The following is a 24,858-nucleotide window of genomic DNA, read 5'->3' on the forward strand; positions in this document are numbered from 1 at the left end:
TGAGCTCACCTACGTGCCCACGGACGAGGGGTGGTTGTACCTGGCAGTGGTGATGGATGTGTTCGCCCGCCGCAGCGCCTAGGGCGAGCAGACGAACGGTAGGTCCTTGAGACGGCCGGTCAGGGTCCACAGCGCCACGGTCCAGGCGTCGAGCGCGGAGGAAAGGTTCCGCTGGGCGTAGGGCTGCGCGGCGTCCGGTCGGAAGGTGATCGGCGTGGACCCGACCTTGCGCCGTCGCGTGGAGCCCTTCGCGCCGTAGTTCCCGGCCTTGAGATTGGTGTTGAACGCGGTGTAGGCGTCAGCGACCTTCTTGATGACGTGCTGCGCCGCCTGCGAACCGACACCGGCCGCACGCACCTGGGCGTAGGTCTCCTTCCGCAGGGCGAAGTTCCGGAATGTTTCGGACCAGGATGGCCGGAAGAACGGCAGAAGCACGGCGGACCGGGTACCGGCGCGGAGGCCCGCCATCCGTCCCCGACCCCGAAACGCGGACAGGGCCCCTCCCCTGCTGGGGAGGGACCCTGTCCCTGCTGCTCCCGCGACTGGACTCGAACCAGTAACCTGCCGGTTAACAGCCGGCTGCTCTGCCGATTGAGCTACGCGGGATGGCGCAGCCCGCGCCCTTGCGGGCCGCGGCGACACAACCTAGCTTAGCGTTCCCGCGGAGTGCTCGTGACCGGTGTCGGAGTGTGTGGCCGGTCTCCTTCGGGGTAACGTCGGGGCAGGATCACGCCGATCGTCTCCAAGGGTGAAGAGGTACCCCATGCGCTACCGGATCACGTTCGCCGCCGGACTCGCCATCGGTTACGTCCTGGGGGCGAAGGCGGGCAGGGCACGCTACGAGCAGCTCGCCCGTACCGCCCGCAAGGTGGCCGACAGCCCCGTCGTCCAGGAGGTCGCCGGACTCGTCGGCGCCCAGGTCAGCAACGCGGGCCGCACCGTCTACGACAAGGCCATGGACACGATGCCGGTCACGTCGCTGCGCGACTTCATGGCCCGGCCCACCGACGAGGAGGCCGAGCTCGTCGAGTGGGAGAGCCGTAGCTCCAACGGCACCCAGCCACCGGGCGACAAGGGCACGCCCGGCAGCGGAGAGCGCTAGTGGCCCTGTTCGCCAGGGGCGTGCCCGCCGCGGTGCGCGCCCGGCTGGAGCGGGGCGAGCGCGTACTGGCACACGCGCCCGTCGCCGCCCCGGCCGGGGCGGATACACCGGTCCTGGTCGCCACCACACGCGCCCTGCACCTGCCCGACGGCCGCACCGTGCCCTGGCAGGACATCGACCAGGCCCGCTGGACCCCCGAGACCCTCACGTTCCTGGAGGAGGGGGCGGGCGAGCACACCGTACGCCTGCGTTCGGATCCGGACGCCGACGGCGTGGACTACCGCCGCCTGGCCGAGACCGTCTCCGAGCGCGTCACCGCGACGATCCTGGTCAACCGGTTCGTGCCCTTCCCCGGCGCCGACTCCACCACCGGGTTCCGGCTGGTGGCGCGTCGTCCGCCAGGCGGCACCGACGTGGCCTGGCGTGTCCACCTGGGCGAGGGCGTGGACCAGGAGGACCAGCGCCTGCCCGACGCCGTCTCACGGGCCCTGGACACCCTCCACGACCAGATGGGCGTCTGAGCTCCTCCCGGCCCGCCTCCTCTCAGTCCCGCAGCCCCCGCGCGAGGACCTCGGCCAGGTGCAGGGCGCGGCGCCCCGTGCCCTGGCCGATCTGGGTGCGGCAGCTGTAGCCGTCGGCGAGCACCAGGGTGTCCGGGGAGGCCTCGCGCACCCGGGGCAGCAGATCGCGCTCACCGATGGCCTCGGACACCTCGTAGTGGCCCTCGGTGAACCCGAAGTCGCCCGCCAGCCCGCAGCAGCCCGAGTCGAGCACCTCGCCGTCGATGCCCGCGCGGGCGATCAGCTCCCGGTCGGCGTCGAACCCGATCACCGCGTGCTGGTGGCAGTGCACCTGGGCCATCGCCGAGGCCGGGATCCGGGGCGGCTGCCAGTCGGGGGCGTACTCGCCGAGGAAGCCCGCCAGTGTGTGCACGGAAGCGGCCACCCTCTCGCTCTCCGGTCCCGGGAGCAGTTCCACCAGGTCATGGCGCAGCGCGGCGGTGCAGCTGGGCTCCAGCCCCACCACGGGCAGTCCCTCCTCCACCAGCGGCGTCAGGGCCCGCACCGCGCGGCGCATCACCGCTCGGGCCACGTCCAGCTGTCCGGTGGAGACCCACGTCAGACCGCAGCACACCTGCCCCTCGGGCAGTACGACGGTGAACCCGGCGTCCTCCAGCACGCGCACGGCGGAGGCGGGCACGTTCGGGTTGAGGTGGTTGCCGAAGGTGTCCGGCCACAGCACCACCCTCGGCCCGTCGGTACGGGCCCCGCCGCGCGCGGCACGGCGCCGGAACGCCCGGGTGAAGGTGGTGCGCGCGAACGAGGGCAGGTCGCGCTGCACGGCCACCCCGGCGACCTTCTTGGCCAGGCGCGAGACCCCCGGCAGCTTGGCGGCCCGGTTGGCCTCGGCGGGGGCGAGCGAGGCCAGGCGCGCCCAGACCGGCAGCCAGCCCATCGAGTAGTGGGCGGCCGGGCGCACCCGGCCCCGGTAGTGCTGGTGCAGGAACTCGGCCTTGTAGCTGGCCATGTCCACGTCGGCCGGGCAGTCGCTCAGGCAGCCCTTGCAGGACAGGCACAGGTCCAGGCTCTCGTGCACCTCCTGCGAGCGCCAGCCGTCGGTGATGACCTCGCCCTTGGCCATCTCGAACAGCAGGTGGGCGCGTCCCCGGGTGGAGTGCTTCTCCTCCTGGGTGACCTGGTAGCTGGGGCACATGACGCCCGGCCCCTCCTGGCGGCGGCACTTGCCGACACCGGTGCAGCGGCGCAGCGTCTTGGCGAAGTCGCCGTCGTCCTCGCCGTAGGCCATGGTGACGTCCGACAACAGCGGCAGCAGAGGAGGAGACTGCGTCGAAGGCGTCCGCTGAGGGCCCACGGGCGGGCGTGTTTCGGTGTCCACCCGTATGTCGGCGTCGAGCGGGAGCGGATCGACGATGATGCCGGGGTTCATGAGGTTGCCGGGGTCCCAGATCCGCTTGAACTCGCCGAAGGCCCGGATGAGGCGTTCGGGATACATGCGGGTGAGGAGTTCGGAGCGAGCCTGGCCGTCACCGTGCTCACCCGAGAGGGAACCGCCGTGCCTGACGACGATCCCCGCGGCCTCCTCCATGAACTCCCGGTACTCGCGGCGGCCCCGTTCGTGCGTGAGCTCGAAGTCGATGCGCACGTGCAGGCATCCGTCGCCGAAGTGGCCGTAGACCACGCCGAAACGGCCGTGGCGCTCCATGAGCCGGTCGAAGTCACGCAGGTAGCCGCCCAGGTTCTCGGGCGGCACGGCGGCGTCCTCCCAGCCGGACCAGGCCTCGGCGCCCGCGGGCGTGCGCTGGGTGAGCCCGGCGCCCTCCTCACGGATACGCCAGAGCGCCTTCTGGTGGACGGGGTCGGCGACGACGAGGGCGTCCTGTGGACGTGAGGCGTCGGGAAGCCCGGCGAGCATGGTCTCGGCCGCATCGGCGGCCCGGTCCGGATCCTGCCCCTCGATCTCCACCAGGAGCCAGGCACCGCCCTCGGGCAGCGGCACGCGGGAGCCGGAGCCGGCGCGGTCCAGGGAGGCGACCATGCGCTGGTTGATGCCCTCGACCGTGAGCGGCCGGTGGCCGAGCAGGTCGGGAACGGCGTCGGCGGCCGCGGGGGCGTCCGGATAGCCGAGGACGGCCAGCGCGCGGGCGGGCGGCGTCCGGACCAGGCGCACGGTGGCGCCGAGTACGAACGCGCAGGTGCCCTCGGTGCCCACCAGGGCCGCTGCGACGTTGCGGCCCTTCTCCGGCAGCAGCCGGTCCAGGGCGTAGCCGGACACCCGGCGGCGAAAGTCCGGCATGGCCGTACGCAGCTCGGCGCGGTAGGTGTCCACGAGGCGGGCCAGGGCCGCGTGGATCTCGCCCTCGCGGCCGGGACGGCGTGCCATGGCCCGCAGCTCCTCGTCGCTGTCGCAGGAACCCACGGTGAGCCTGGTGCCGTCGCTGAGCAGCAGGTCGAGGGAGACGACGTTGTCCGCGGTGGTGCCCCAGGCCACCGAGTGGGAGCCGCAAGCGTTGTTGCCGACCATGCCGCCGACGGTGCAGCGGCTGTGGGTGGAGGGGTCGGGGGCGAAGGTGAGCCCGTGCTCGGCCGTGGCCTTGCGCAGCTCGTCCAGGATGACGCCGGGCTGCACGGTGGCGGTGCGGGCCTCGGGGTCGATGCGCTCGATGGCGCGCAGGTGGCGGGAGGTGTCGATGACCACGCCCGTGCCGATGGAGTTGCCCGCGATCGAGGTGCCCCCGCCCCGGGGAACGACCGGTACGCCGTGTCCGGCACAGGCACGGACCGCCGCCACACAGTCATCGACGGTCTCGGGGATGACCACGGCGAGCGGCACACGTCGGTAGTTGGAGGCGTCGGAGGTATAGAGGGCGCGTGTCCCCGCGTCGAAGGCGACCGTGCCCCGGATACGGCTCTCCAGGTCGCGGCGCAGGGCGGCTACGTCGGTTCGGTCTGTGATGCTGTGCGGGTCGGCCATGATGCACAGCGTGGCGGGTGGGCCGTGGCGCCGCAAGCGTGCCGCGCGGCCCACCCGGCCGTGCGGGCTCAGCCCTCGAGGGACTCGTCCATGGCCCGGACCAGCTCGCCGTCGGGGTCCATGTCCAGGCTCCACACCATGAGCCCGCCCAGGTCCCGCTCACGCACGTACTCGCCCTTGAGGCGGATGACCTCGGGGTTGTCGTAGGTCCACCACTCGTCACCGTCGTAGAGCCAGTAGGCGCCCGCATCCTCGTCCAGGAAGCGGCGGCCCTCGCGCTCCTGTAGGTCGGAGAAGGCCATGGTCGGACCGTCGTAGGCGTCGTCGGCGGGCCCGTCCGCGGCTTGTCCGCGGCCGGAGTCGGCGGGGTCCACCCCCTGCCAGCCCCGCCCGAACGCGGGGACGCCCACCATCAGCTTCTCCGACGGCGCGCCCGTGTCCAGGTAGCGCTGAACCGCCTGGTCGACGCTGTTGGCGTCGGGGTTGAACCCGGGAGCGTACAGGTTCGAGTGGTGAGCGGTCTCCTCGTTCCACGGCCCGGCGAAGTCGTAGCCCTGCACGGTGGCGAAGTCCACGTGTTCGAAGATCTCGTCGTCGTAGGCCCCGCTGGCCGTCGTCCCTCCGGGCAGTGACACGGACAGGACGTAGTCCTCGTCGGTCTCCCGGGACAGCTCGTCGAGCTGACGGCGGAACTCGGCCACCAGGAGGGTGAAGTTGGCCGCGTCGTCGGGGTGCTCCACGTTGTCCGGGTGCCCCCCTCCCCCGGGCCACTCCCAGTCCAGGTCGATGCCGTCGAAGATCCCGGCGGCCGCGCCGTCGCCGCCCTGCGGTTCGTCGTCGAACACCGGCAGGTCACCGCGCAGCCACAGGTCCAGGCAGGAGGCCACGAACGCCTCCCTCGACTCCTCGGTGCGGGCCGCGGTGGAAAAGTGCGTGGACCAGTTCCAGCCGCCCAGGGACAGGCTGGCCCGCAGGTCGGGGTACTTCTCCTGGAGCAGGCGCAACTGGTGGAGGCTGCCCGCGAGTTCCTGCTCGTAGTCGTCGGCCTGCCCGTCGACGCTCTCGTCCGCGTCGTAGCGGCGCTGGTAGAGCTCCCAGGGCTGGTCGTGGGTTCCCGGGATATGGCACAGCCCTTCCGGACTGACGTCGCCGAACGCCCACATCAGGCGGGTCAGGTGCTCGGCGGCACCGTTGTCGTCCAGTTCCTTGACGGTGAAGTCGCGGTTGGCCACGTTCCAGTCGGCGAAGTACCCGATGCGCTCTGGGTTCCTTGCGTTCACTACCACGAAGACCCCCGTGATCAGTACCATGACGGCCGCGACCGCGCCCAGAACGAGCAGTGGACGCCGTCGGAGGAAAGACCCAGTTCTCGGTGCGGATGGGGAGGCGTTCACCCTTCGACCCTAGGGGTCAGGTGCCGAAAAACCGGGGACTACCGGCAGGTCGGCCACATCAGGCCGCTCCGGAACCCGTGGGGGCGCTCACACGTTGTTCGTGGGCGGGTCCGTCCGGTTTCCGGCGTGGCGCGACCGGCATGGGCGGTGCGGACGCGTGACCGTTCGGGCCGGACCGCTCAGCCGCCGGTGAGGAAGTCGCGCAGGGCCCCGGCTCGCGAGGGGTGGCGGAGTTTGGCCAGTGTCTTGGCCTCGATCTGGCGAATGCGCTCGCGGGTCACCCCGAACTCGCGCCCCACCTCCTCCAGGGTGTGGGGGTGGCCGTCGGCCATCCCGAAGCGCAGTCGGATGATGCGCCTCTCCCGGTCGGACAGTGCGGCGAGGATGCGGCCCAACTGTTCCTGAAGGACGGTGAATGACGCCGCCTCGACCGGGACGGCCGCGTCGGAGTCCTCGATGAAGTCACCGAAGTCGGACTCCTCCTCGCCGATAGGCAACTGGAGCGAAACGGGTTCCCGTGCGATCCGCTGGATTTCCAGGACGCGTTCCCCACCGAATCCGGCGGCCGAGGATATCTCCGCGATGCTGGGTTCGCGGCCGAGCTGCTGGTGCAGTTGGTGCTGAACACGGACGATCCTGTTGATCGTCTCGACCATGTGCACGGGAATACGAATCGTACGCGCCTGGTCCGCGATCGCCCGTGTGATGGCCTGCCGAATCCACCATGTCGCGTAGGTGGAGAATTTGAATCCCTTGCGGTAATCGAACTTCTCCACGCCGCGGATCAGGCCGAGGTTGCCCTCCTGAATGAGGTCGAGGAAAAGCAGGCCCCGCCCCATATACCGTTTGGCGATGGACACGACGAGTCGCAGATTGGCTTCGATCAGGCGCCGTTTGGCCCGCTCGCCCTCCTCGGCCAGCGTGTTGAGCTCCTCCGCCGTGCGCAGGCCCTCGCCGGGCTGGCAGTGCTGCGCGTACAGGCCGGCCTCGACCGCCTTGGCCAGGTTCACCTCCTGCTCGGCGGTCAGCAGAGGCACACGGCCGATCTCACGCAGGTAGAGACGCACCAGGTCCGATCCGGAGTACCTGCCGCCGTCAGCGAGGGGGCCGGACTCCTCGGACTCGGCGACATCCACACCGATCCGGGCGAGGCGGGCGACCGTCTGGTCCAGGTGGTCCGGGGGCGCGTCCAGCCGGTCCAGGGCCGAGGCGACCTCGCCGCGGCTGACCCGGCCCGAGTCGGGGAGCAGCCGGACCACCTGGCGAATGGGAGGAGTTTCGTTGGTCACAACTGTGGGAGCCACCCACCCATTGTGCCTGCCCGGGTACCGGGAAAGGGAGGACTACTATTGTCACTTCGGCGCTACATAGTGCCCGCACGCTCCTCCTGAAGAGCACGTTTTTGCTGTTGGAGCGCCATGAGTTCGGCGAATACCCGACTGTGCTCCTCCGCCTGGGAGGCCGCGTCGAGCCGAGAGAGCTGCGACTTCAGGTTTGACTCGCGCCGATTGATGGAATGAGTCTTTACTGTGCTCAGTATTTGCCGGGCGTAATGCTCGTCAAGTTCTCCATAGAACTCCAGCTGTTCGACCGCCAAACGTGTGAGGAAATCACGCTGCGTGTCATTGGGTGCGGCTTCGCGCAGACCGTTCACCCACGCCGCGGGGTCGGACGCGGCGGCCACGCCTCCCATATCGGTGATGAGCCTGAGCACCGCCCGATGCTGGGGGACGGTGAAGTCCTCCTCGGTGAACGCGTCGAACCCGACGGCCAGCCAAGGGGACTGCACAGCGACCTTGAGTGCTTGGCGCTCACGCCGCACGGAGGGATCGTTGAGGTCGTAGGGGGCCTCGCGGGCGTCCGGGTCGGGCGCGGGCCGGACGGGCGCCTGCTGACGGGTACCCCGGCCCGCGCCCCGTCGCAGGTGCTGGTTGACCCTGCGTAGCACGAAGGCCTCGTCCAGGATGCCGATCCAACGGTCGAGTTCCTGCCCGTAGTTGCGCCTCACGCCCTCGTCACGGATGCTCGCGACGATCGGGGCGGCCGCGTCGAGGGCGGCCATCCGCCCCTCCGGGGAGGAGAGGTCGTGCCCCTCCATGACGTTGCGGATCATGAACTCGTACAGCCGGACGGCGTCGTCGACGAGGTCGACCACGGCCTGGGGCCCCTGTTGGAAGCGCAGGTCGCAGGGGTCCAGACCGTCGGGCTGCACGGCGACGTAGGTCTCGGAGGTGAAACCGTGCTCCTCGGCGAAGGCGCGCACGGCCGCCTTCTGCCCGGCCTTGTCGCCGTCGAAGGTGAAGACGACCTTGCCGCCCTGGTTGGTGCGCCCGAGCAGCATCCGGCGCAGGATCTTCACGTGGTCCTCGCCGAAGGAGGTACCGCAGGTGGCCACGGCGGTGGTCACCCCGGCGTCATGGCACGCCATCACGTCGGTGTAGCCCTCGACGACGACCGCCTTGCCCTCCCGGGAGATGTCCCGCTTGGCGAGGTCGAGCCCGTAGAGCAGCCGTCCCTTGTGGAAGATGGGGCTCTCGGGGGAGTTGAGGTACTTGGGCCCGTCCTCACCGGAATCGAGCTTGCGGGCGCCGAAGCCGACCACCTCGCCGGTGACCTCTCGGATGGGCCACAGCAGCCGGTTGCGGAAGCGGTCGTAGGCACCGCGCCGCCCCTGGGTGGCCAGGCCGCCCTCGACCAGTTCCTGGTCGGTGAAGCCCTTGCGGCGCAGGTGGGCGGTGAGGTTCTCCCACCCGGCCGGCGCGTAGCCGAGGCCGAAGCGCTCGGCGTGGGTCCTGTTGAACCCGCGCTCGCCCAGGAAGCGCCGGGCGGTGATCGCGCCGGGTGACAGGATCTGCTCGGCGTAGAACTCGGCGGCCGCACGGTGGGCGTCCAGCAGCCGCTGGCGCTTGCCCGAGTCGTGCCTGGCGGTGCTGCGGCCGCCCTCCTCGTAGCGCAGGGTGACACCGACCTGGCGAGCCAGCGTCTCGACCGCCTCGGCGAAGCTGAGGCTCTCCATCCTCTGCACGAAGGAGAGGGTGTCGCCGCCTTCCCCGCAACCGAAGCAGTTGCCCGTGAGGATGTTGTCCTCCAGGACGAACGCGTGCCCGTCATCGACGACCGCGCAGAAGACCTCCTCGACGCGGTCGGTATCCTCCACCGAGTGCACGGTCCAGTCCCGGCGCGCGAACTTCTTCTCCGCACCGGAGAACCGGATGCGGTGTTCGTCGTGGAGGAAGAACTCCTCGGTGAGATCGTCATCGACGAAGTGCACCCGAAAAAGCGAGGAGGGCTCCCGGCCGGGGAAACCCTCGCGTACCTGCTCGGTGATGCCGTAGGTACCGATGCCCAGCCGTGTGCCGACCATCCGGACGTGCTCCAGCACGGAACGGTCAGCGCAGTTGAGCATGACCGTTCCGTCCTTGGCGACGTGTCCGTCGGCTGCGAAGTACCCAGCGAGCCAGCCGTACAGGTAGGAGGGGGACTCATCCAGGGACGGCAGGTCCTTGAAGAATCCCGGCAGGTGGTGCACGAGGATCTGTCGGCTTCCACGCTGCGAGGTCTCGCTGTTCGGGAACCACTTGAGGAGGGCGGGGTCCTTCTCCGCGTCGAGCTCCGCCAAACTGCCCCGCCCCAGACGGGATCCGTCACCAAAAGTGATGCCGTGCGCTATACCGAAAGGTGACGGAGTGGTCTGGGTGACCTTCTTTGCCGGAAAGACATAGCCGAGCCTGTGATCCGGTTTCAGGTGCCGTGTGGTGACCTCACGGAGCTTCGACCGGTCCTTTCCCGCCTGCACGAACCAGCGGTGCTCCGGGGTGGCGTATATCTCCTTGCGCTGGCCATTGCGGCCCAGGGTCACGCGCATCAACCGCTGCACGCCAAACGAGTAGAACGGTGCCTCCACCCATCGGGCGCGCCTGGTGAGGATCGTGTGCCTGCCGCCCGCCAGTTCTCGGATCGGCCGCACACCGTCACGGGTGAGGACCCGTGTCTCCCCGGCCAAACAGTACCAAAGATTTTTGGAGGGGGTGACGTTGAAGGAGGGCGACTTCTCGTCGTGGAAGGGGCACAGTCCCTTCAGCGAGCCGCCCCCGGCGTTGCGGAGCTGGAGGTACTCGCCGATCACGTCCGCGATGGGGGTGCGCTCGCGTACGAGTGCGATGTCTTCGTCTCTGATCCGGCCTGCCACAGTCTCCAGGGTAGTTCTCCCCGCCGCCCTTCCGACCGCCGTCCACAGGCCTGAGGAGAGACCGCCGGTCAGCCGGATCGCAAAGCGCAGCCTGGTCATCAGCACCATCAAAGAAACCCACAGGCCACGCCTGCCCCACGGGGGTTGGTGGAGCGTGCAGGGGTGCCCGGCCGCGCGCCCGTGCACGTGTGCGGGTGGTGCGCCGAAGGGGGTGGGGGGAGCGGGGTTTTCCGGCGCTGTCCGGTCACCACAGGGGGCAGGGCCAGGCCCCTCCGCGCGGGACGGGTCCCGCGCTCGCCTGAGCTTCCCCGCTCCGCTACCGGGCGGCCATCTTCCGGTCGGCTCGGTGCCGATTCGCCCTGCCAGCGTGGGGGTCCCACTGGACGGCTTCGAGGAGGATCGGCACAGGTGCGTGGATTCCCCCACACGTCCGGCCGGGGCGCGTTCTGGTTCGTGCTGGTCGCGTCGGCCGTCGCAGTGGTCCTGGCCGTCGCACTCGGCTTCGTCGTTCTGGACCGCCTGAGCGGTCGCTCCCTGGTCCTCGTGGACGGTGTGGTCGGCTCGGAGAAGGCCGAGCTGTTCAGGGACGAGCAGGTCGTGGAACGGTTCTCCGAGCTCGGGTACGAGGTGCGGGTACGCACCCGGGGCTCGCGGCTGATGGCCGAGGACGCCGAGGGCGCCGACTTCGTCTCCCCCGGATCCAACCCCGCGTCGGAACATGTGAGGCAGTTGCACGGGGCCTCGACCGAGTACCGGCCCTTCAGCACCCCGATGGTCCTGCTCAGCTACCAGCCCATGGTGGACGCGCTGGAGGAGGCAGGGGTCGCCGAACGGGCCGAGGACGGCACCTGGTCCTTCGACCTGGCCGCCTACCTGGAGTTGACGGCGGAGCGCACCCGCTGGCGCGAACTGCCCGGCGACGCGGTGGGCACCAGCAACCGCAACGAGGTGCTGGTGCGTACCACCGACCCGCGCACGTCCAACTCCGCGGCGATGCACGTGGCCGCCCTGTCCTACCTGCTCAACGGCGAGGAGGTGGTGGTGCCCGGCAAGGTGGACGACGACCTCACCCAGACGCTGTCGCGCCTCTTCCTCGCCCAGGGGCAGCCGCCGGAGTCCTCCCAGCAGCCGTTCAACCAGTTCCGCGACCTGGGGATGGGGCACACGCCGCTGCTGTGGGCCTACGAGTCGCAGTACGTGGACGCGATGGTCAACGGGCCCGCCCTGGACCAGGACGCGGTGCTGCTCTACCCGGGGCCGACCGTGTACGCGGTGCACACCGTCGTCCCGTTCACGGAGGAGGGAGACGCGGTCGGGCAGCTGCTCACCCAGGACCCGGACCTCCAGAGGCTCGCCGCGGCGCACGGGTTCCGCACCGAGGGCGGCGCCCACTTCGACGATCTGGTGGACGAACACGGGCTGCCGGTGCGCGTCCGGGTCGACGACGTCGTGAACACGCCCGCCTACGAGGTCCTGGAGACCTTGCTGACGGGGATCGAGGACGCCTACGGCAGCAGCGGGATGCGTCCGCCCGCCCCGGAGGAGGCGGCTCGTGGAGGCGCCTAGTGGCACGGACACCGGATCAGGAAAGCGGAGCGGGAATGGCCTCTGGAACGAAGCGTGGAGGGATCCGCGGCGTGTGCGCCTCGGCGCTCACGGCGGCCCTGGTGGCGACGGGCTGCTCCGTCCCCGAACCGGGCCCCGACGTGACGCTGCGGGTCCTGGCCGGGAGCGAGATCGCCGACCTGGAGCCGTTGCTGGAGGAGGTGACCGAGCGGACCGGGGTCGCGGTGGAGCTGGAGTACACGGGCACGCTGGACGGTATGGCCCGAATCGCCGCCGGGGACCGCGAGGGCGAGGGCGGAGCCTATGACGCGGTGTGGTTCGCCTCCAACCGCTACCTCACCCTGGACGACGCGGGGCGGTCGGCGGTGCACGCCGAGACACCGGTCATGGTCTCCCCCGTGGTCCTGGGCGTGGCCGCCGACCGTGCGCGGGAGCTGGGGTGGGCCGACGGCGCCGATGTGACCTGGTCGGACGTGCACCGGGCGGTCGTGGAGGAGGACCTGACGTACGGGATGACCAACCCCGGCGCCTCCAACTCGGGCTTTTCAGCACTGATCGGGGTGGCCTCGGCGATGGCCGACACGGGCTCGGCGCTGCGCTCGGAGGACGTGGAGCGGGTGGGGCCGCAGTTGTCGGAGTTCTTTGAGGGGCAGGAGGTGACGGCCGGGTCCTCAGGCTGGCTGGCGGACGCGTTCGTACGGCGCTCGGAGCAGGGAAGGCCGGTGGACGGGCTGGTCAACTACGAGTCGTTGCTCCTGTCCCTGAACGCCTCCGGCGCCCTGGAGGAGCCGCTGACGGTCGTGTACCCGGCCGACGGCATGGTGACCGCCGACTACCCGCTGACTCTGCTGTCGGACCCCTCCGAGGAGGCCCTGGAAGGCTATGAGCTGTTGGTGGAGGACCTGGTGTCGGCGGAGACGCAGCAGCGGATCGCCGACCGGACGCACCGGCGCCCGGTCTCGGCCGAGGCCGCGCTGTCCCCGTCTGTGCCCCCGCTGGTGGAGCTGCCTTTCCCGACCGGCGGGGAGGTCGTCGACGGGCTGGTGGCGGACTACTTCGCCACACTGCGCCGCCCGGCGCGCACCGTGTACGTGCTGGACGTGTCGGGGTCTATGGAGGGTGACCGGCTCCGGGAGCTCCAGTCGGCCCTGAGCGCGCTGACCGGCACGGACGACGGTTCCATGACCAGCAGCACGCGGTCCTTCCAGGAGAGGGAGGAGGTGACGCTGCTGGCTTTCGCCACCGAGCCCGCCGACCCGCGCACCTTCGTGATGGAGCCGGGGTCGGCGGACGAGACCGGCTCGGAGCTGGCCGACGCGGTGGCCGGGTTGGAGGCCGAGGGCGACACCGCCGCATACGACGCCCTGGTGCGGGCGTACGGGCTGTTGGAGGAGGGCTACACGGGCCCGGACGACGATCGCCTGATGTCCGTGGTGCTGATGACCGACGGCGTGGTGAACTGGGGCGTCGGCCTGGAGGGGTTCGGTGACTCGCTGTCGGCGCGGCCGGACGCGGTGGCGGGGGCGCCGGTGTTCACCGTGCTGTTCGGCGAGTCGGACGTGCCGGAGATGACCGAGCTGGCGGACCTGACGGGCGGCCGGGTGTTCGACGCCCGGGAACAGGACCTGGAACAGGTCTTCCGGGAGATCAGGGGCTACCAGTGACGCCCCGGCGGTGCAGGGCCGGGGCGGCCGGAAGCGGTGGTCAGGGGGTCGCCCGGGCACTGCCCGTGAGGGGCGGCGATCCGCTGCCGGCCCCGTCCCGGCGCGGGCCGAAGGCTGGTGAGGACACGGGCCTGGTGTTGGCGCGGCGCTTGTTGTAGATGTCGAAGGCCACAGCGAGCAGCAGCACCAGTCCCTTGATGAGCTGCTGCCAGTCCACGCCCAGCCCGATCAGCGACATGCCGTTGTTCAGGACGCCCATGACCAGTGCGCCGATGACGGCTCCGACGACGGTGCCCACTCCCCCGGCGGCGGACGCGCCGCCGATGAAGGCCGCCGCGATCGCGTCGAGCTCGAACATGGTCCCGGCGCCGGGCGTGGCCGCGTTGAGCCGTGCCGTGAAGACGACTCCGGCCAGGGACGAGAGCACGCCCATGTTGACGAACACCCAGAACGTGGTGCGCTGGGTCCTGATCCCGGACAGCGCCGCGGCCTGTTCACTGCCGCCGACGGCGTAGACGCGCCTGCCCATGGTCGTGGAGCGCATCACGAACGAATACCCCGCGATGAGCGCGACGAGCAGCACGCCCACGATGGGCAACCCGTTGTAGTCGGCCAGCACGTAGGCGAACGCCAGGACGACCGCGACGGTGACGGCCGAGGCGGCGGCGGTGACCGCGGTGGGCGGGACCGGCAGCCCGTACCTGCGGGAGCGGGCCCGTGAGCGCCACTGGATCCACACGATCGAGGCGGCCCCGGCTACGCCCAGCAGCAGGGTCAGCACGTGCGGGCCGTCACCGCCCCGTCCCGGCAGGAAGCCGCTGGCGATGTCGCGCAGGGCCTGGGGAAGCGGGGCGACGGACTCGCCGCCCAGGACCGCCAGGGTCGCACCGCGGAAGACGAGCATCCCGGCGAGGGTGACGATGAACGCGGGGACACGCACGTAGGCGACCCAGAAGCCCTGCCAGGCGCCGATGAGCGCGCCGAGGAGCAGGGCGAGGGGCACGACCACGACTGTCGGCAGCCCCCACGAGGTGAGCATGATCGCCGACACCGCGCCGGTGAACGCCACCACCGAGCCGACCGACAGGTCGATGTGTCCGGTGACGATGACCAGCATCATCCCGATCGCCAGGATCAGGATGTAGGAGTTCTGCATGATCAGGTTGGTGACGTTGAGCGGTGTGAGGAGCAGCCCTCCGGTGAGGACCTGGAACAGCACGATGATGGCCACCAGGGCGATGGCCATGCCGTACTGGCGGGAGTTTCCACGCATCAGCGCGCCGCCGAGCCGTGAGAGGCGGGAGGTGGTGGGATCTTTCACGGGTGTCCCCCGGTTCGCGTCATCAGTCTCATGAGGGTTTCCTGGTCGGCCCCCTCACCGGGGACCTCGCCGGTGATGCGCCCTTCGCACATCGTGTAGACCCGATCGCACATGCCGAGGATCTCGGGGAGCTCGGAGGAGATCAGCAGTACGCAGGCGCCCTCGGCGGCGAGCTGGCGCACGATCAGGTAGATCTCGTACTTGGCGCCGACGTCGATGCCCCGGGTGGGTTCATCGAGGATCAGTAGTTCGGGCCGGGTGAACATCCACTTGCCGAGCACGACCTTCTGCTGGTTGCCCCCGCTCAGGGTGCGCGCGGTCTGGGTGGTGCCGTGGCTCCTGACCCGCATGCGCTCGCTCATCCGCGCGGCCTCCACGGCTTCGAGGCCCGTGTCGAGGACCCCGCGCGAGGACACACGGCCCAGTGCCGCCAGCGTGGTGTTGTGGCGGATGTCGTCGTCGAGCACCAGGCCGAGTGTCTTTCGGTCCTCGGGTACGTAGGCGATCCCGCCCCGGACGGCCTCGGTGACGCTCCCGGTCGCCAGCTCGGCACCGTCCTTGAACAGGCTGCCGCGGACGTAGCGCCCGTAGGAGCGGCCGAAGAGGCTCATCGCGAACTCGGTGCGCCCGGCGCCCATGAGTCCCGCCATACCCACGACCTCCCCGGCGCGCAGGGTGAGGTGGGCCCCGTCCACCACGCGCCGTCCGGCCTGGTCCGGGTGGTCCACCGTCCAGTCGCGTACCTCGAAGCGCACCTCGCCGATCTCACCGGTCCGCTCGGGGTGGCGCTGGTCCAGTTCACGGCCGACCATCCCGCGGATGATGCGGTCCTCGTCGATGGAGGGGGTCCCGTCGGCGTCGCGCTCCACGGCGAGGGTCTCGATGGCGCGGCCGTCCCGCAGGATGGTGATCTCGTCGCAGACGCGCATCACCTCGCCGAGCTTGTGCGAGATGAGGATGCACGTCACGCCCTGGTCCCGCAGGTCCAGGAGCAGTTCGAGCAGCCGGGTGCTCTCCACCTCGTTCAGCGCCGAGGTCGGCTCGTCCAGGATGAGCAGCCGTACCCGTTTGGCCAGGGCCTTGGCGATCTCCACGAGCTGTCTCGCACCCACGCTCAGGGCCGAGACGAGCGTGGCCGGGTTCTCCTCCAGCCCCACCCTGCGCAGGAGTTCGCGGGCACGGGCGTGTGTGGCGCCCCAGTCGACGACGCCGTACCGGGCCTGTTCGTGACCGAGGAAGATGTTCTCGCTGATCGACAGCTGCGGGATGAGGGCCAGTTCCTGGTGGATGATGGCGATCCCGGCGCGTTCACTGTCGGCGACCCCGGAGAAGGCGCTGGGTTCGCCGTCGACGAGGATCTCACCGGTGTAGGAGCCCGCCGGGTGGACCCCGCTGAGCACCTTCATCAGCGTGGACTTGCCGGCGCCGTTCTCTCCCATCAGTGCGTGGACACGACCGTGTCCGACGCTCAGCGACACCCCGTCCAGAGCCCGCACCCCGGGGAAGTCCTTGCGGATGTCGCGCATCGAAAGGAGCGGCCCGCCCCGGGAGGCGGGCCGCCTCTCCTCCTGTCTCATTCGAGTTCAGACTCCTCGTAGTAACCGCTGCCGATCAGGACCTCGTGGTAGTTGTCGACGTCGACCGAGACGGGGTCGAGCAGGTAGGAGGGGACGATCTTGATCCCGTTGTCGTAGCTCTCGGTGTCGTTGACCGGAACCTCCTCGTCCGCCAACAGCGCCTCGACCATGTCGACCGTCTGGGTCGCCAGGGCCCGGGTGTCCTTGAAGACGGTCTGTGTCTGCTCCCCGGCGATGATCGACTTGATCGAAGCGGCTTCGGCGTCCTGGCCGGTGATGACGGGCAACGGCTTTTCCTCGGTGCCGTAGCCGACCGCGCGCAGGGACTCGACCACGCCGAGGCTGATGCCGTCGTAGGGCGACAGGACCGCGTGCACGTCCTCGTCGGAGTAGTGGGCGCTGAGCAGGTTGTCCATGCGGTCCTGGGCGAGGGATCCGGACCAGCGCTGGGTGGCGATCTGCTCCATGGAGGTCTGGTCGCTGCGGACCTCGAGGGTTCCGTCGTCGATGTGGGGCTGGAGCACCGACATCGCCCCGTCGTTGAAGAAGTAGGCGTTGTTGTCGTCGGGCGATCCGCCGAACACCTCGATGTTGAACGGCCCGTCGCCGCTTTCCAGGTCGAGGGAGTCCACGATGTACTCGCCCTGGAGAACGCCCACCTGGAAGTTGTCGAAGGTGGCGTAGTAGTCGACGTTCTCGCTGCCGCGGATGAGGCGGTCGTAGGCGATGACCGGGATGTCGCTGGAGGCGGCCATGTCGAGCACGTCGCCGAGGGCCTCGCCGTCGATGGAGGCGATGACCAGGACGTCGGCGCCCCGGGTGATCATGTTCTCGATCTGGGCGACCTGGTCCTCCACGACGTCCTCGGCGAACTGGAGGTCGGTGCCAAAGCCGCGCTCCTCGAACTCGGTGACCATGTTGTCGCCGTCGTTGATCCAGCGCTCCGAGGACTGGGTGGGCATGGCGATACCGATGGTGCCCGCCTCCCCGGAGGACTGGGCGGCGTCGCCGACGCCGCCGCAGGCGGTGAGCAGCAGGCTCGTCCCGAGCAGTGCCGGGGCGGCCGCCTTCCGGTAGTGGTGTCGCATGTGCGTGTCCTTTCTCTTCCGGGTCGGCTCAGCGGCCACCGGTGGTCAGGGTGAGGACGGTCCAGGAGACCGGGGGCAGGGTCACGGTGAGCCGTCCCGCCTCCAACTGGGCGGACTTGTTGTCCTTGGGGACGACCCGGTCGGGGTCGTTCATGGTGTTGGCGGCGTACACGTCGTCGTCGGCGAGGGTGAGTGCCCGGGCCACACCGGTCGGGTCGAGGCCGCGCAGGTCGGCCTCCAGGGTGAGCGGCTGGTCGACGGAGCGGTTGACGGCGAACAGCGCGGCCTCGCCGGTCTCCTCGTCACGGGTGATGACGGTGTCGACGACGGGGACCTCGCCGTACTTGGCGGTGTCCTGGACGGGGGCGTCGACCTCCGTCCGCAGCACGTGGCCGGAGGCGGAGGCCGCGGTGAGGGCGAAGGGGTGGAAGATGGTCTGGCGCCAGGCGGGACCGCCCGGCTCGGTCATGATCGGCGCGATGACGTTGGCGAGCTGGGCCTGGCTGGCTGCGGTGACCCGGTCGCTGTGCCGGAGCAGGCTGATGAGCATGTTGCCGACCACGACGGCGTCGGCCACGTTGTACCGGTCCTCGATGACGCGGGGCGCGACCTGCCAGTCGTCGGTGGGCTGCACGGCGGCCTGCTCCTGGTGGCGGCTCAGGTACCACACGTTCCACTCGTCGAAGGACAGCTGGATGCGCTTGGGGTCACGGAGCCTGGCGCCGACGGCGTCGGCGGTGGCGACCACCGAGTCGATGAAGTGGTCCATGTCCGTGACCGCGCCGAGGAAGCTGGCCAGGTCGCCGTCGTGCTCCTCGTAGTAGGCGTGCAGCGAGATGTGGTCGACGGCGTCGTAGGTCTCCTCCAGGACGGTGGCCTCCCACTCGCCGAAGGTGGGCATGGCCGATCCGGAGCTGCCGCATACGACCAGTTCCAGGTCGCGGTCGGCCATCTTCATGGCTCGGGCCGTCTGGGCGGCCTTGCGCCCGTAGGAGCGGGCGTCGAGGTGGCCGATCTGCCAGGGGCCGTCCATCTCGTTTCCCAGGCACCACATGCGGATGTTGTGGGGTTCGGGATGGCCGTGGGCCGCGCGCAGGTCCGACAGGTGGGTGCCGCTGGGGTGGTTGGCGTACTCCAGCAGGTCCAGGGCCTCCTGGAGCCCACGGGTGCCGAGGTTGGCCGCCATCATCGGTTCGATGCCCAGGCGCTGGCACCAGGTCGCGAACTCGTTGAGCCCGAACTGGTTGGTCTCGATGCTGTGCCAGGCCAGGTCGCGGCGGACCGGCCGCTGGTCCTTGGGGCCGATCCCGTCCTCCCAGCGATACCCGGAGACGAAGTTGCCGCCGGGGTAGCGCACGGTCGTCACGCCCAGTTCACGGACCAGTTCGGCGACGTCTCCCCGGAATCCGTCGGCGTCGGCGGTGGGGTGTTCGGGCTCGTAGATGCCGGTGTAGACGCAGCGCCCCATGTGTTCGACGAAGGAGCCGAACGTGCGGCGGTGGACCGGGGCGAGGGGGGTGGCCGCGTCGACGCGGAGCGAGGCGTTGAGCATGGGACTCCTCAGTGGGGTGGACGGGCCCGGCCCCTGAGCGGGCCGGGTCCTTGCGTGGCGTGGTCTGGTGCCGGCCCTATCTCACGTGGGGCCAGCCGTCGGCGGTCCAGTGCAGTCGACGGATCGCCATCCGGAAGTCGAAGTCCGGGCCCAGGTCGGTGTCGTAGTAGGTGTAGGCGAGCAGTCCTCCGGAGACGGACTGACCGCCCGAGCCGGTGATGGTGCCCTGGTCGGCGACGATCACGGTGCCGCCGCCCTGGAGCATCGGGACGCCGTCGGCGTCGACGTACGGTCCGGTGACGTCGGCGGACCGGCCGACGGCGATCTTGTAGTCGCTGCCGACGCGGCAGCAGTGGTCGAAGGAGACGAAGAGGTAGTAGTAGCCGTCGCGGTGCACGATGTGGGGCGCCTCGACGGCGTTGGGCGGCTCCTGGCGGTCGGCCAGGTGCACGGTCCGGGCGCCGTCGGCGACCTTGCCGCTGGACGGTTCGAGTTCGACCATGTGGACGCCGGACCAGAAGGATCCGAAGGTCATCCAGTGGCGGCCCCCGGCGTCGGCGACGATCCCGGGGTCGATGGCGTTGTAGGGGTCGCCCTCGAAGGACTCGAACACCGGGCCCTGGTCGACCCACTCGTAGCCGGGGTCGTCGGGGTCCAGGGTGGTGTTGGTGGCCAGGGCGATGACCGAGCGGTTCGAGCCGAACGTGGACGCCGCGTAGTACAGGCGGTAGGTGCCGTCGGTGTGGAGGATCTCAGGTGCCCAGAGGGTCTCCACGCCGGGGACCGCCTCCGCGAGCCAGGCGGGCTTGGTGTCCCAGACGGTGCCGGTGTGGGTCCAGTGGCGTCCGTTCGGGGAGCTGCGGATCTGGATGTTGCCGTCGCCGATCTCGGCGTTGCCGGTGCCGAAGACGTACCAGTCCTCACCGTCGCCGCCCCGGTACAGGCCCGGGTCGTGGACGCGGAGGCCTCCGGCGAAGGGATGGATGTCGTCGGGCTGGTATCCGAGGACCGGCAGGCCGGGGTTGTTGGGGGGCACGTCCCAGTCGGCGTGCGCCGCGGAGGCCGGGGCGGACAGGGCGGTGGTCAGCGCCGCGGCGACCAGGACCGCCGCGATCCGGATGAGGGGTTGTCGTCGCATGGGAGTGGCTCCTGGGGGGGGTCGTGGGAGCGGTTCAGCGAAGGTCGTGGGAGCGGTTCAGCCCTTGATTCCGGCACCCGCCACACCCGTGACGATGTGCCGTTGGAACAGCAGGAAGACGATGAGCAGGGGGATGGCGCCCAGCACGGCGGAGGCCATGACCTGGGCGTACTGGATTCCGTACTGCCCCATGACGGTGCCCAGTCCGACGGGGAGGGTCATCATTTCCGGATCGTTGGTCACGATGAACGGCCACAGGAAATTGTTCCAGGCGCCGATAAAGGTGAAAATACCGACGGCGGTGAGAATGGGCCGGGACAACGGCAGAATGACGCTCCACAGCACGCGCAGGGGCCCGGCGCCGTCGATCCTGGCCGCGTCCTCGTAGTCGCGCGGGATGGCGTCGAAGAACCGCTTGAGGATGAACACGAAGACCGGGGCGACCACCTGCGGGAGCGCGATCCCCCAGTAGGTGTCCACCAGACCGAGCTGGGTCATCAGGACGAACTGCGGCACGATCAGGGTCTGCGGCGGGATGAGGATGCCGCCGATGACCAGTGCGAACAGCCAGGGACGGCCCCTGAAGTCGAACCGGGAGAAGCCGTAGGCGGCCAGCACGCACACCACCAGGGTGAGCACGGTGACGATCGAGGTGGTGACCAGCGAGTTCATGGTCCACCGGATGATGTCCCCGCGCCCCAGGACCTGCGCGTAGGCCTCGAAGGTGGCGTTGGGGGTGAACCAGACGGGCGGCATGACGGTCGTCTCGCCCGCGGGTTTGACCGAGGTGGCGAAGGCCCACAGCAGTGGGACGAGCCAGAGCAGGGCGGCCAGGACGGCGACCGTGTACAGGGCGGTGGAGCCCACCGTGACGCGACGTCGCCGGAGGGGACGCGCGGGTGCGGACGCCGCGGCCGGCGCGGTGGGCCGGGATGCGGAGGTGACCATGGTCAGGCCTCCTTCCGGGAGAACAGGCGGAACTGGGCGATGGACGCGGCGATGATCAGGACCATGAAGATGTAGGCCATGGACGAGGCCAGGCCCACGCGCAGCCCCACGAACCCGGAGTCGTAGATGTACTGGATGACGGTGCGGGTGGCGAAGTTCGGGCCGCCCATGGTCATCAGGTAAATCTGCTCGAACACACGCAGGGACCCGATGAGCTGGAGGACGGTGATGAGCGCGGTGGTACGCGCCAGCAGCGGCAGGGTGATCCGGCCGATGCGCTGCCAGGCTCCCGCCCCGTCGATGGACGCCGCCTCGTAGACGTCCTTGGGGATGGCCTGCATGGCGGCCAGGTACAGCAGGTAGTTGAAGCCGACCTGCCACCAGGCGGTGGCGATGACCACGGAGAACATCGCCGTGTCCTCGCTGAAGAGCCATTCGGGTCCCTGGATGCCGAACCGGGCCAGGGTGCCGTTGAACAGGCCCAGGCTCGGGTTGTACATCCAGCTCCAGATGAGGGTCATCACCGCGACGGGAAGTACGAACGGCGCGAAGAACGACAGCCTCAGGAACCACCCGAGCCGGCGGGCGTGATCGGTCAGCAGGGCCAGGACGAGCGCGAGCAGGACCATTATGGGCACGCTCAGGACCGTGAACCACAGCGTGTTCCACAGGGAGTCGTACAGGGCGGGGTCGGTCAGGCTCTCCCGCCAGTTGTCCGCGCCGACGAAGGAGATCGGGCCGCCGGCCAGACTGCGGTCGGTGAAGGCGTAACCGAAGCCGACGACGGCGGGCCACAGCAGGAAGAGGGCGTAGAAGGCGAGGAAGGGCAGGACGAACCACAGGCCGGTCCACGTGGTCCGTCCGCGGCGCACGTCGACGAGGCCGCGGGCTGCGCTCGGGGAGGCGCCGGGGGACGTGCGCGGCGCGGGAGCGCGGGTCTGGCTGGTCATGGTGGGGCTCCCTACACCGGTGACGGCACGGTCAGCAGATCGCGGATGGTCCGTTTGAGCTGTGCGAGCGCCTGCTCCGGGGTCTGGGTGCCCTGGTGCAGGGTGGTCAGCGCGCCGGTGGCCTCCTCCTGGAGGCGCCCCGCCGAGCCGCTGAACCAGGCCTGCGGCTCGAACTGGACGTTCTCGGCGGCCTCGCGGTACTCGGCCTGAGGATGCAGCTCGTCGTACTCGGTGCTCTCCACGACCGGCTGGTAGGCGGGGATGTGCCCGCCCCTCGCCCATGTGAGGCTGTTGCGCAGCATCCACGCGGCGTACTCGACGGCGGCCCGGGTGCGCTCGGGGTCGCGGTCGCGCTGGTGCGGGAACACGTAGCAGTGGGAGTCGCCGCGAGTGCGGTGGTTGCCGAACACGGCCGGGAACTGCGTGGCGGAGAACCCGACCCCGGTGGCCTCCAGCGTGGGGATCTCCCAGTTGCCGTGGATCATCAGCCCGGCCTGGCCGTTGGCCAGGTTGGCGGCGGTGTCGGCGTCCCTGGAGTGGCGGGGAGCCAGCCCCTCCTCGGAGAGCCGGTAGAGCACCTCCATCGCGGCCAGGGCCTTGTCGTCGTCCATCTCGTAGTCGTCCTCGCCGAGGACGAGTTCGCCGTCCTGCTGGCGGTAGAGCGCCCAGAAGTTGGACCAGGGGCCCCAGGTGTCGATGGACACGCCGTAGTTTCCGGTGACGGCCTGGATCTCGCGGAGCATGTCGAAGTAGCCGTCCATCCCGGAGACCTCCACGAGCCGGTCGTCGGCGTCCAGCAGGCCCGCCTGGCGGCACACGTCCAGGTGGTAGTACTGGATCAGCACGTGGGTGTCGAGGGGGATGGCGTACAGCTGGCCGTCGAAGAAGCACTTCTCCCAGATGTTGGGCAGTACCACGGTGTCGTCGATGCCCGCCTCGGCCAGCATCGCCGGGTCGATCGGGTCCAGCAGCCGCCCGGGTGCCAGGCTCTCCAGCCGGGACACGTGCACTGTGGCGATGTCAGCGCCCCGGCCCCCGGCCGCGCCCATGGCCACCTTGGTGTAGAACGGCGCGCCCCAGGTGAAGGTGGTCGCGCGAAAGTCCGTATTGGGGTGCTCGGCCTGGTAGGCGTCGTGCATCTCGATCATCCGCGTGCCGTCGCCACCCGCGAACAGGTTCCACTGGCGCAGCCTGGTGCGTCCGCTGATGAGGGCGTCGGGCGGGGCGCAGCCCGTGGCGGCCAGTCCCGCCACGGTCAGTGCACCGGTGACGAAGGCCCTCCGGCCCGGACCGGAGGGGACCGGCGGTGGGGTCGGTGCGTGTGATGCCGGTGAAGCGTCGCGCATGGTGTTCTCCTTGCGCTGATGGGGGGTGAAGGGCTCCCCGGAGCCCTTCGGTGGGGGGTAGCAGTGCGCCGGGGCGCCTGGTGCTTCGGGTCAGACCCGGACGTACTCGATGCCGGAGAGCTCGCACAGGACTCGCCAGTCCTCGGCGCGGGCGCCGGTGTTCATGACCATGTGGTGGGTGCCGCCCGCGCGGAGCCAGGCGTCCATGCACCCCCGCACGCCCGTCTCGGGGTGGAACTGCCCGTAGGGCATCTCCAGGGACGGCAGCTCGGGTGCGTCGACGACCTCGCCCTCGGCCACGACCAGCCGGAACTCCTCTCCTCCGAGGGCGACCAGGGAGGCGAGCGTGGCCGGTCCGGGCCGGTAGCGGAACACGATGGTGGGCGGGTCGTCCAGGCCGCCGATGCCCAGTGGACGCTTGATGAGCCGGACGGGTTCGTCCTCACGCGCGACCCGCCAGTTTCCCTCGCCCATGTGGCTCATGAGGATGGAGTCGCTGGGGAAGTCCATCGCGTACATCTCGGTGAAGTGGCCGTCTCCGGCGAGCTGGTGGCCCGCGTAGACGGCCGAGGCGGCCATGACATCGCCCTCTCCCGCGAACCCGTACCCCTTGGCCATCAGGGTGGAGGCGGCGGCCATCGGCAGTCGGGCGAAGCGGCCGTCCTCCCCGATCGCGTCGAAGTGGGTGGAGTAGGCGCCGCACCCCGCCTCCTCCAGTAGCCGTTCGATGCCCAGCTGCATGCGGGCGTGGTCGACGCGCTCCTCCTTGGACAGGCGTCCGTCCACCTCCAGGGCCGCGTCCTCCCAGTCCATGAGGGCGCGGACCGTCTCCTCCGGCAGGTCGGCCATCGTCCGGTGCAGGGCGCCCGGAGCGATGACGTGGACCTCGGGTCCGAGCTTGCGCATCAGGGCGCCCTCGTCCACCCGGGCGTCGCCCATGCCGTTCATCGGGTAACCGAACACGCCGACCCGGAGCGTACGCAGCGCGGTGACCGCGCGGGCCGCCCGGGCCCAGCGGTCCACGCGCTCGGCGAACTCCGGGCTCTGCCACTCGCCGGTGATGACGTCGAAGGACAGGCCGGCGCGCACCATGGCGTTGGCGGTGTCCTGGGCTCCGTGGATGCCCTGGTTGTAGGTCATGTCGTCCATGTCCCAGGACGGGCTGACCGCGGGGTCGGGTTGGATGTTGGCCAGCGCGACGGGCAGCCGCATCTGGCTGAACATCCGGGTGACGCGCAGGGAGGGGCCGTAGGTGAGCATGACGACGAGGACCCCGTCGAGGTCGTCGGCCTCGAAGCCGCGCATCGCCCTCTCGGCGTCGGCGCGGCCGCGTACCGGCGGGCTGACGGTCCACTCGGCGACGCCGGAGAGCTTCTCGGCGACCCGGGAGGCGTAGGCCGCCTGGTGCTCGGTGATGCCGGGGATCATGTCGTCGTAGAGCGGCTGCATGATGCCGAGCAGCCCGATGCGTGGTTTGCGGGGCTGTACGGGCGGATGCTCGGTGGCCGGGGGTGTGGGTACGGGCACTGTG

The 24,858-nt window shown here is 70.0% G+C and carries 18 protein-coding genes and 1 tRNA gene; 4 read left to right on the forward strand and 15 right to left on the reverse strand.

Annotated features, from left to right (window positions below):
• Positions 1-78 precede the first annotated feature (78 nt).
• Both AC0T5L_RS06150 and AC0T5L_RS06155 read right to left on the reverse strand, forming a co-directional pair.
• Positions 79-357 carry a hypothetical protein gene (locus AC0T5L_RS06150; protein WP_476164398.1) on the reverse strand — a complete coding sequence of 93 codons (279 nt, stop codon included), beginning with the start codon at positions 355-357 and terminating at the stop codon, positions 79-81.
• Between the two features lie 176 nt (positions 358-533).
• Positions 534-606, reverse strand: a tRNA-Asn gene (locus AC0T5L_RS06155).
• A 157-nt stretch (positions 607-763) separates the two neighbouring features.
• On the opposite strand from AC0T5L_RS06155, the gene AC0T5L_RS06160 reads away from it, so the two are divergent.
• Positions 764-1,102 carry a hypothetical protein gene (locus tag AC0T5L_RS06160; protein ID WP_476164399.1) on the forward strand — a complete coding sequence of 113 codons (339 nt, stop codon included), beginning with the start codon at positions 764-766 and terminating at the stop codon, positions 1,100-1,102.
• Positions 1,102-1,623 (forward strand): hypothetical protein, encoded by a 522-nt coding sequence (locus tag AC0T5L_RS06165; RefSeq protein WP_476164400.1) that lies wholly within the window; start codon positions 1,102-1,104, stop codon positions 1,621-1,623. Before AC0T5L_RS06160 ends, AC0T5L_RS06165 begins: the two co-directional genes overlap by 1 nt.
• A 22-nt stretch (positions 1,624-1,645) precedes the next feature.
• Here the strand turns inward: AC0T5L_RS06165 and AC0T5L_RS06170 are convergent, their stop codons facing one another.
• The 4 genes from AC0T5L_RS06170 to dnaG form a co-directional block, all read right to left on the reverse strand.
• The gene (locus AC0T5L_RS06170) at positions 1,646-4,594 is read right to left on the reverse strand and encodes an FAD-binding and (Fe-S)-binding domain-containing protein (RefSeq protein ID WP_476164401.1); all 2,949 of its coding nucleotides are present in this window, start codon (positions 4,592-4,594) and stop codon (positions 1,646-1,648) included.
• Between the two features lie 68 nt (positions 4,595-4,662).
• Entirely contained in the window at positions 4,663-5,988 is a 1,326-nt protein-coding gene (locus AC0T5L_RS06175) for a glycoside hydrolase family 18 protein (RefSeq protein WP_476164402.1), read from the reverse strand.
• A 179-nt stretch (positions 5,989-6,167) separates the two neighbouring features.
• Positions 6,168-7,247, reverse strand: a complete 1,080-nt coding sequence (rpoD, locus tag AC0T5L_RS06180; protein ID WP_476164459.1) for an RNA polymerase sigma factor RpoD — start codon at positions 7,245-7,247, stop codon at positions 6,168-6,170.
• Positions 7,248-7,351: 104 nt separating this feature from the next.
• On the reverse strand, positions 7,352-10,177 hold the full coding sequence (gene dnaG, locus AC0T5L_RS06185) for a DNA primase (RefSeq protein ID WP_476164403.1): 2,826 nt from the start codon (positions 10,175-10,177) through the stop codon (positions 7,352-7,354).
• 408 nt (positions 10,178-10,585) lie between these two features.
• Here dnaG and AC0T5L_RS06190 point away from each other — a divergent pair, with 408 nt between their 5' ends.
• Both AC0T5L_RS06190 and AC0T5L_RS06195 read left to right on the forward strand, forming a co-directional pair.
• Positions 10,586-11,743, forward strand: a complete 1,158-nt coding sequence (locus AC0T5L_RS06190) for a hypothetical protein (RefSeq protein ID WP_476164404.1) — start codon at positions 10,586-10,588, stop codon at positions 11,741-11,743.
• Positions 11,744-11,778: 35 nt separating this feature from the next.
• Positions 11,779-13,407, forward strand: coding sequence for a substrate-binding domain-containing protein (locus AC0T5L_RS06195; protein ID WP_476164405.1), 1,629 nt, complete (start codon positions 11,779-11,781; stop codon positions 13,405-13,407).
• A gap of 40 nt (positions 13,408-13,447) precedes the next feature.
• Here AC0T5L_RS06195 and mmsB read toward each other — a convergent pair whose 3' ends face one another.
• The 9 genes from mmsB to AC0T5L_RS06240 form a co-directional block, all read right to left on the reverse strand.
• On the reverse strand, positions 13,448-14,728 hold the full coding sequence (gene mmsB / locus AC0T5L_RS06200; protein WP_476164406.1) for a multiple monosaccharide ABC transporter permease: 1,281 nt from the start codon (positions 14,726-14,728) through the stop codon (positions 13,448-13,450).
• Positions 14,725-16,305, reverse strand: coding sequence for an ATP-binding cassette domain-containing protein (locus tag AC0T5L_RS06205; protein ID WP_476164407.1), 1,581 nt, complete (start codon positions 16,303-16,305; stop codon positions 14,725-14,727). The genes mmsB and AC0T5L_RS06205 overlap by 4 nt, the downstream gene beginning before the upstream one ends.
• Positions 16,302-17,393: a multiple monosaccharide ABC transporter substrate-binding protein gene (gene chvE / locus AC0T5L_RS06210; protein WP_476164408.1), complete on the reverse strand. Its 1,092-nt coding sequence runs from the start codon at positions 17,391-17,393 to the stop codon at positions 16,302-16,304. The genes AC0T5L_RS06205 and chvE overlap by 4 nt, the downstream gene beginning before the upstream one ends.
• Positions 17,394-17,421: 28 nt before the next feature.
• Entirely contained in the window at positions 17,422-18,945 is a 1,524-nt protein-coding gene (gene arfA / locus AC0T5L_RS06215) for an arabinosylfuranosidase ArfA (RefSeq protein ID WP_476164409.1), read from the reverse strand.
• Between the two features lie 76 nt (positions 18,946-19,021).
• Positions 19,022-20,083, reverse strand: a complete 1,062-nt coding sequence (locus tag AC0T5L_RS06220) for an arabinan endo-1,5-alpha-L-arabinosidase (RefSeq protein WP_476164410.1) — start codon at positions 20,081-20,083, stop codon at positions 19,022-19,024.
• Between the two features lie 57 nt (positions 20,084-20,140).
• Entirely contained in the window at positions 20,141-21,031 is an 891-nt protein-coding gene (locus AC0T5L_RS06225; protein WP_476164411.1) for a carbohydrate ABC transporter permease, read from the reverse strand.
• 2 nt (positions 21,032-21,033) lie between these two features.
• On the reverse strand, positions 21,034-21,981 hold the full coding sequence (locus AC0T5L_RS06230) for a carbohydrate ABC transporter permease (RefSeq protein ID WP_476164412.1): 948 nt from the start codon (positions 21,979-21,981) through the stop codon (positions 21,034-21,036).
• Positions 21,982-21,992: 11 nt separating this feature from the next.
• Positions 21,993-23,327 (reverse strand): extracellular solute-binding protein, encoded by a 1,335-nt coding sequence (locus AC0T5L_RS06235; protein WP_476164413.1) that lies wholly within the window; start codon positions 23,325-23,327, stop codon positions 21,993-21,995.
• 90 nt (positions 23,328-23,417) lie between these two features.
• The gene (locus AC0T5L_RS06240) at positions 23,418-24,854 is read right to left on the reverse strand and encodes an L-fucose/L-arabinose isomerase family protein (protein ID WP_476164414.1); all 1,437 of its coding nucleotides are present in this window, start codon (positions 24,852-24,854) and stop codon (positions 23,418-23,420) included.
• Between the last annotated feature and the right edge of the window lie 4 nt (positions 24,855-24,858).

The organism is Nocardiopsis sp. TRM 82005 (genome assembly GCF_056312425.1).

Coding starts and splice junctions, on each gene's coding strand:
- arfA (WP_476164409.1), bottom strand. CDS start 18,945: ATGCTCAACGCCTCGCTCCGCGTCGACGCGGCCACCCCCCTCGCCCCG.
- chvE (WP_476164408.1), bottom strand. CDS start 17,393: ATGCGACACCACTACCGGAAGGCGGCCGCCCCGGCACTGCTCGGGACG.
- AC0T5L_RS06235 (WP_476164413.1), bottom strand. CDS start 23,327: ATGCGCGACGCTTCACCGGCATCACACGCACCGACCCCACCGCCGGTC.
- AC0T5L_RS06170 (WP_476164401.1), bottom strand. CDS start 4,594: ATGGCCGACCCGCACAGCATCACAGACCGAACCGACGTAGCCGCCCTG.
- AC0T5L_RS06230 (WP_476164412.1), bottom strand. CDS start 21,981: ATGACCAGCCAGACCCGCGCTCCCGCGCCGCGCACGTCCCCCGGCGCC.
- AC0T5L_RS06225 (WP_476164411.1), bottom strand. CDS start 21,031: ATGGTCACCTCCGCATCCCGGCCCACCGCGCCGGCCGCGGCGTCCGCA.
- AC0T5L_RS06160 (WP_476164399.1), top strand. CDS start 764: ATGCGCTACCGGATCACGTTCGCCGCCGGACTCGCCATCGGTTACGTC.
- AC0T5L_RS06220 (WP_476164410.1), bottom strand. CDS start 20,083: ATGCGACGACAACCCCTCATCCGGATCGCGGCGGTCCTGGTCGCCGCG.
- AC0T5L_RS06205 (WP_476164407.1), bottom strand. CDS start 16,305: ATGAGACAGGAGGAGAGGCGGCCCGCCTCCCGGGGCGGGCCGCTCCTT.
- AC0T5L_RS06195 (WP_476164405.1), top strand. CDS start 11,779: ATGGCCTCTGGAACGAAGCGTGGAGGGATCCGCGGCGTGTGCGCCTCG.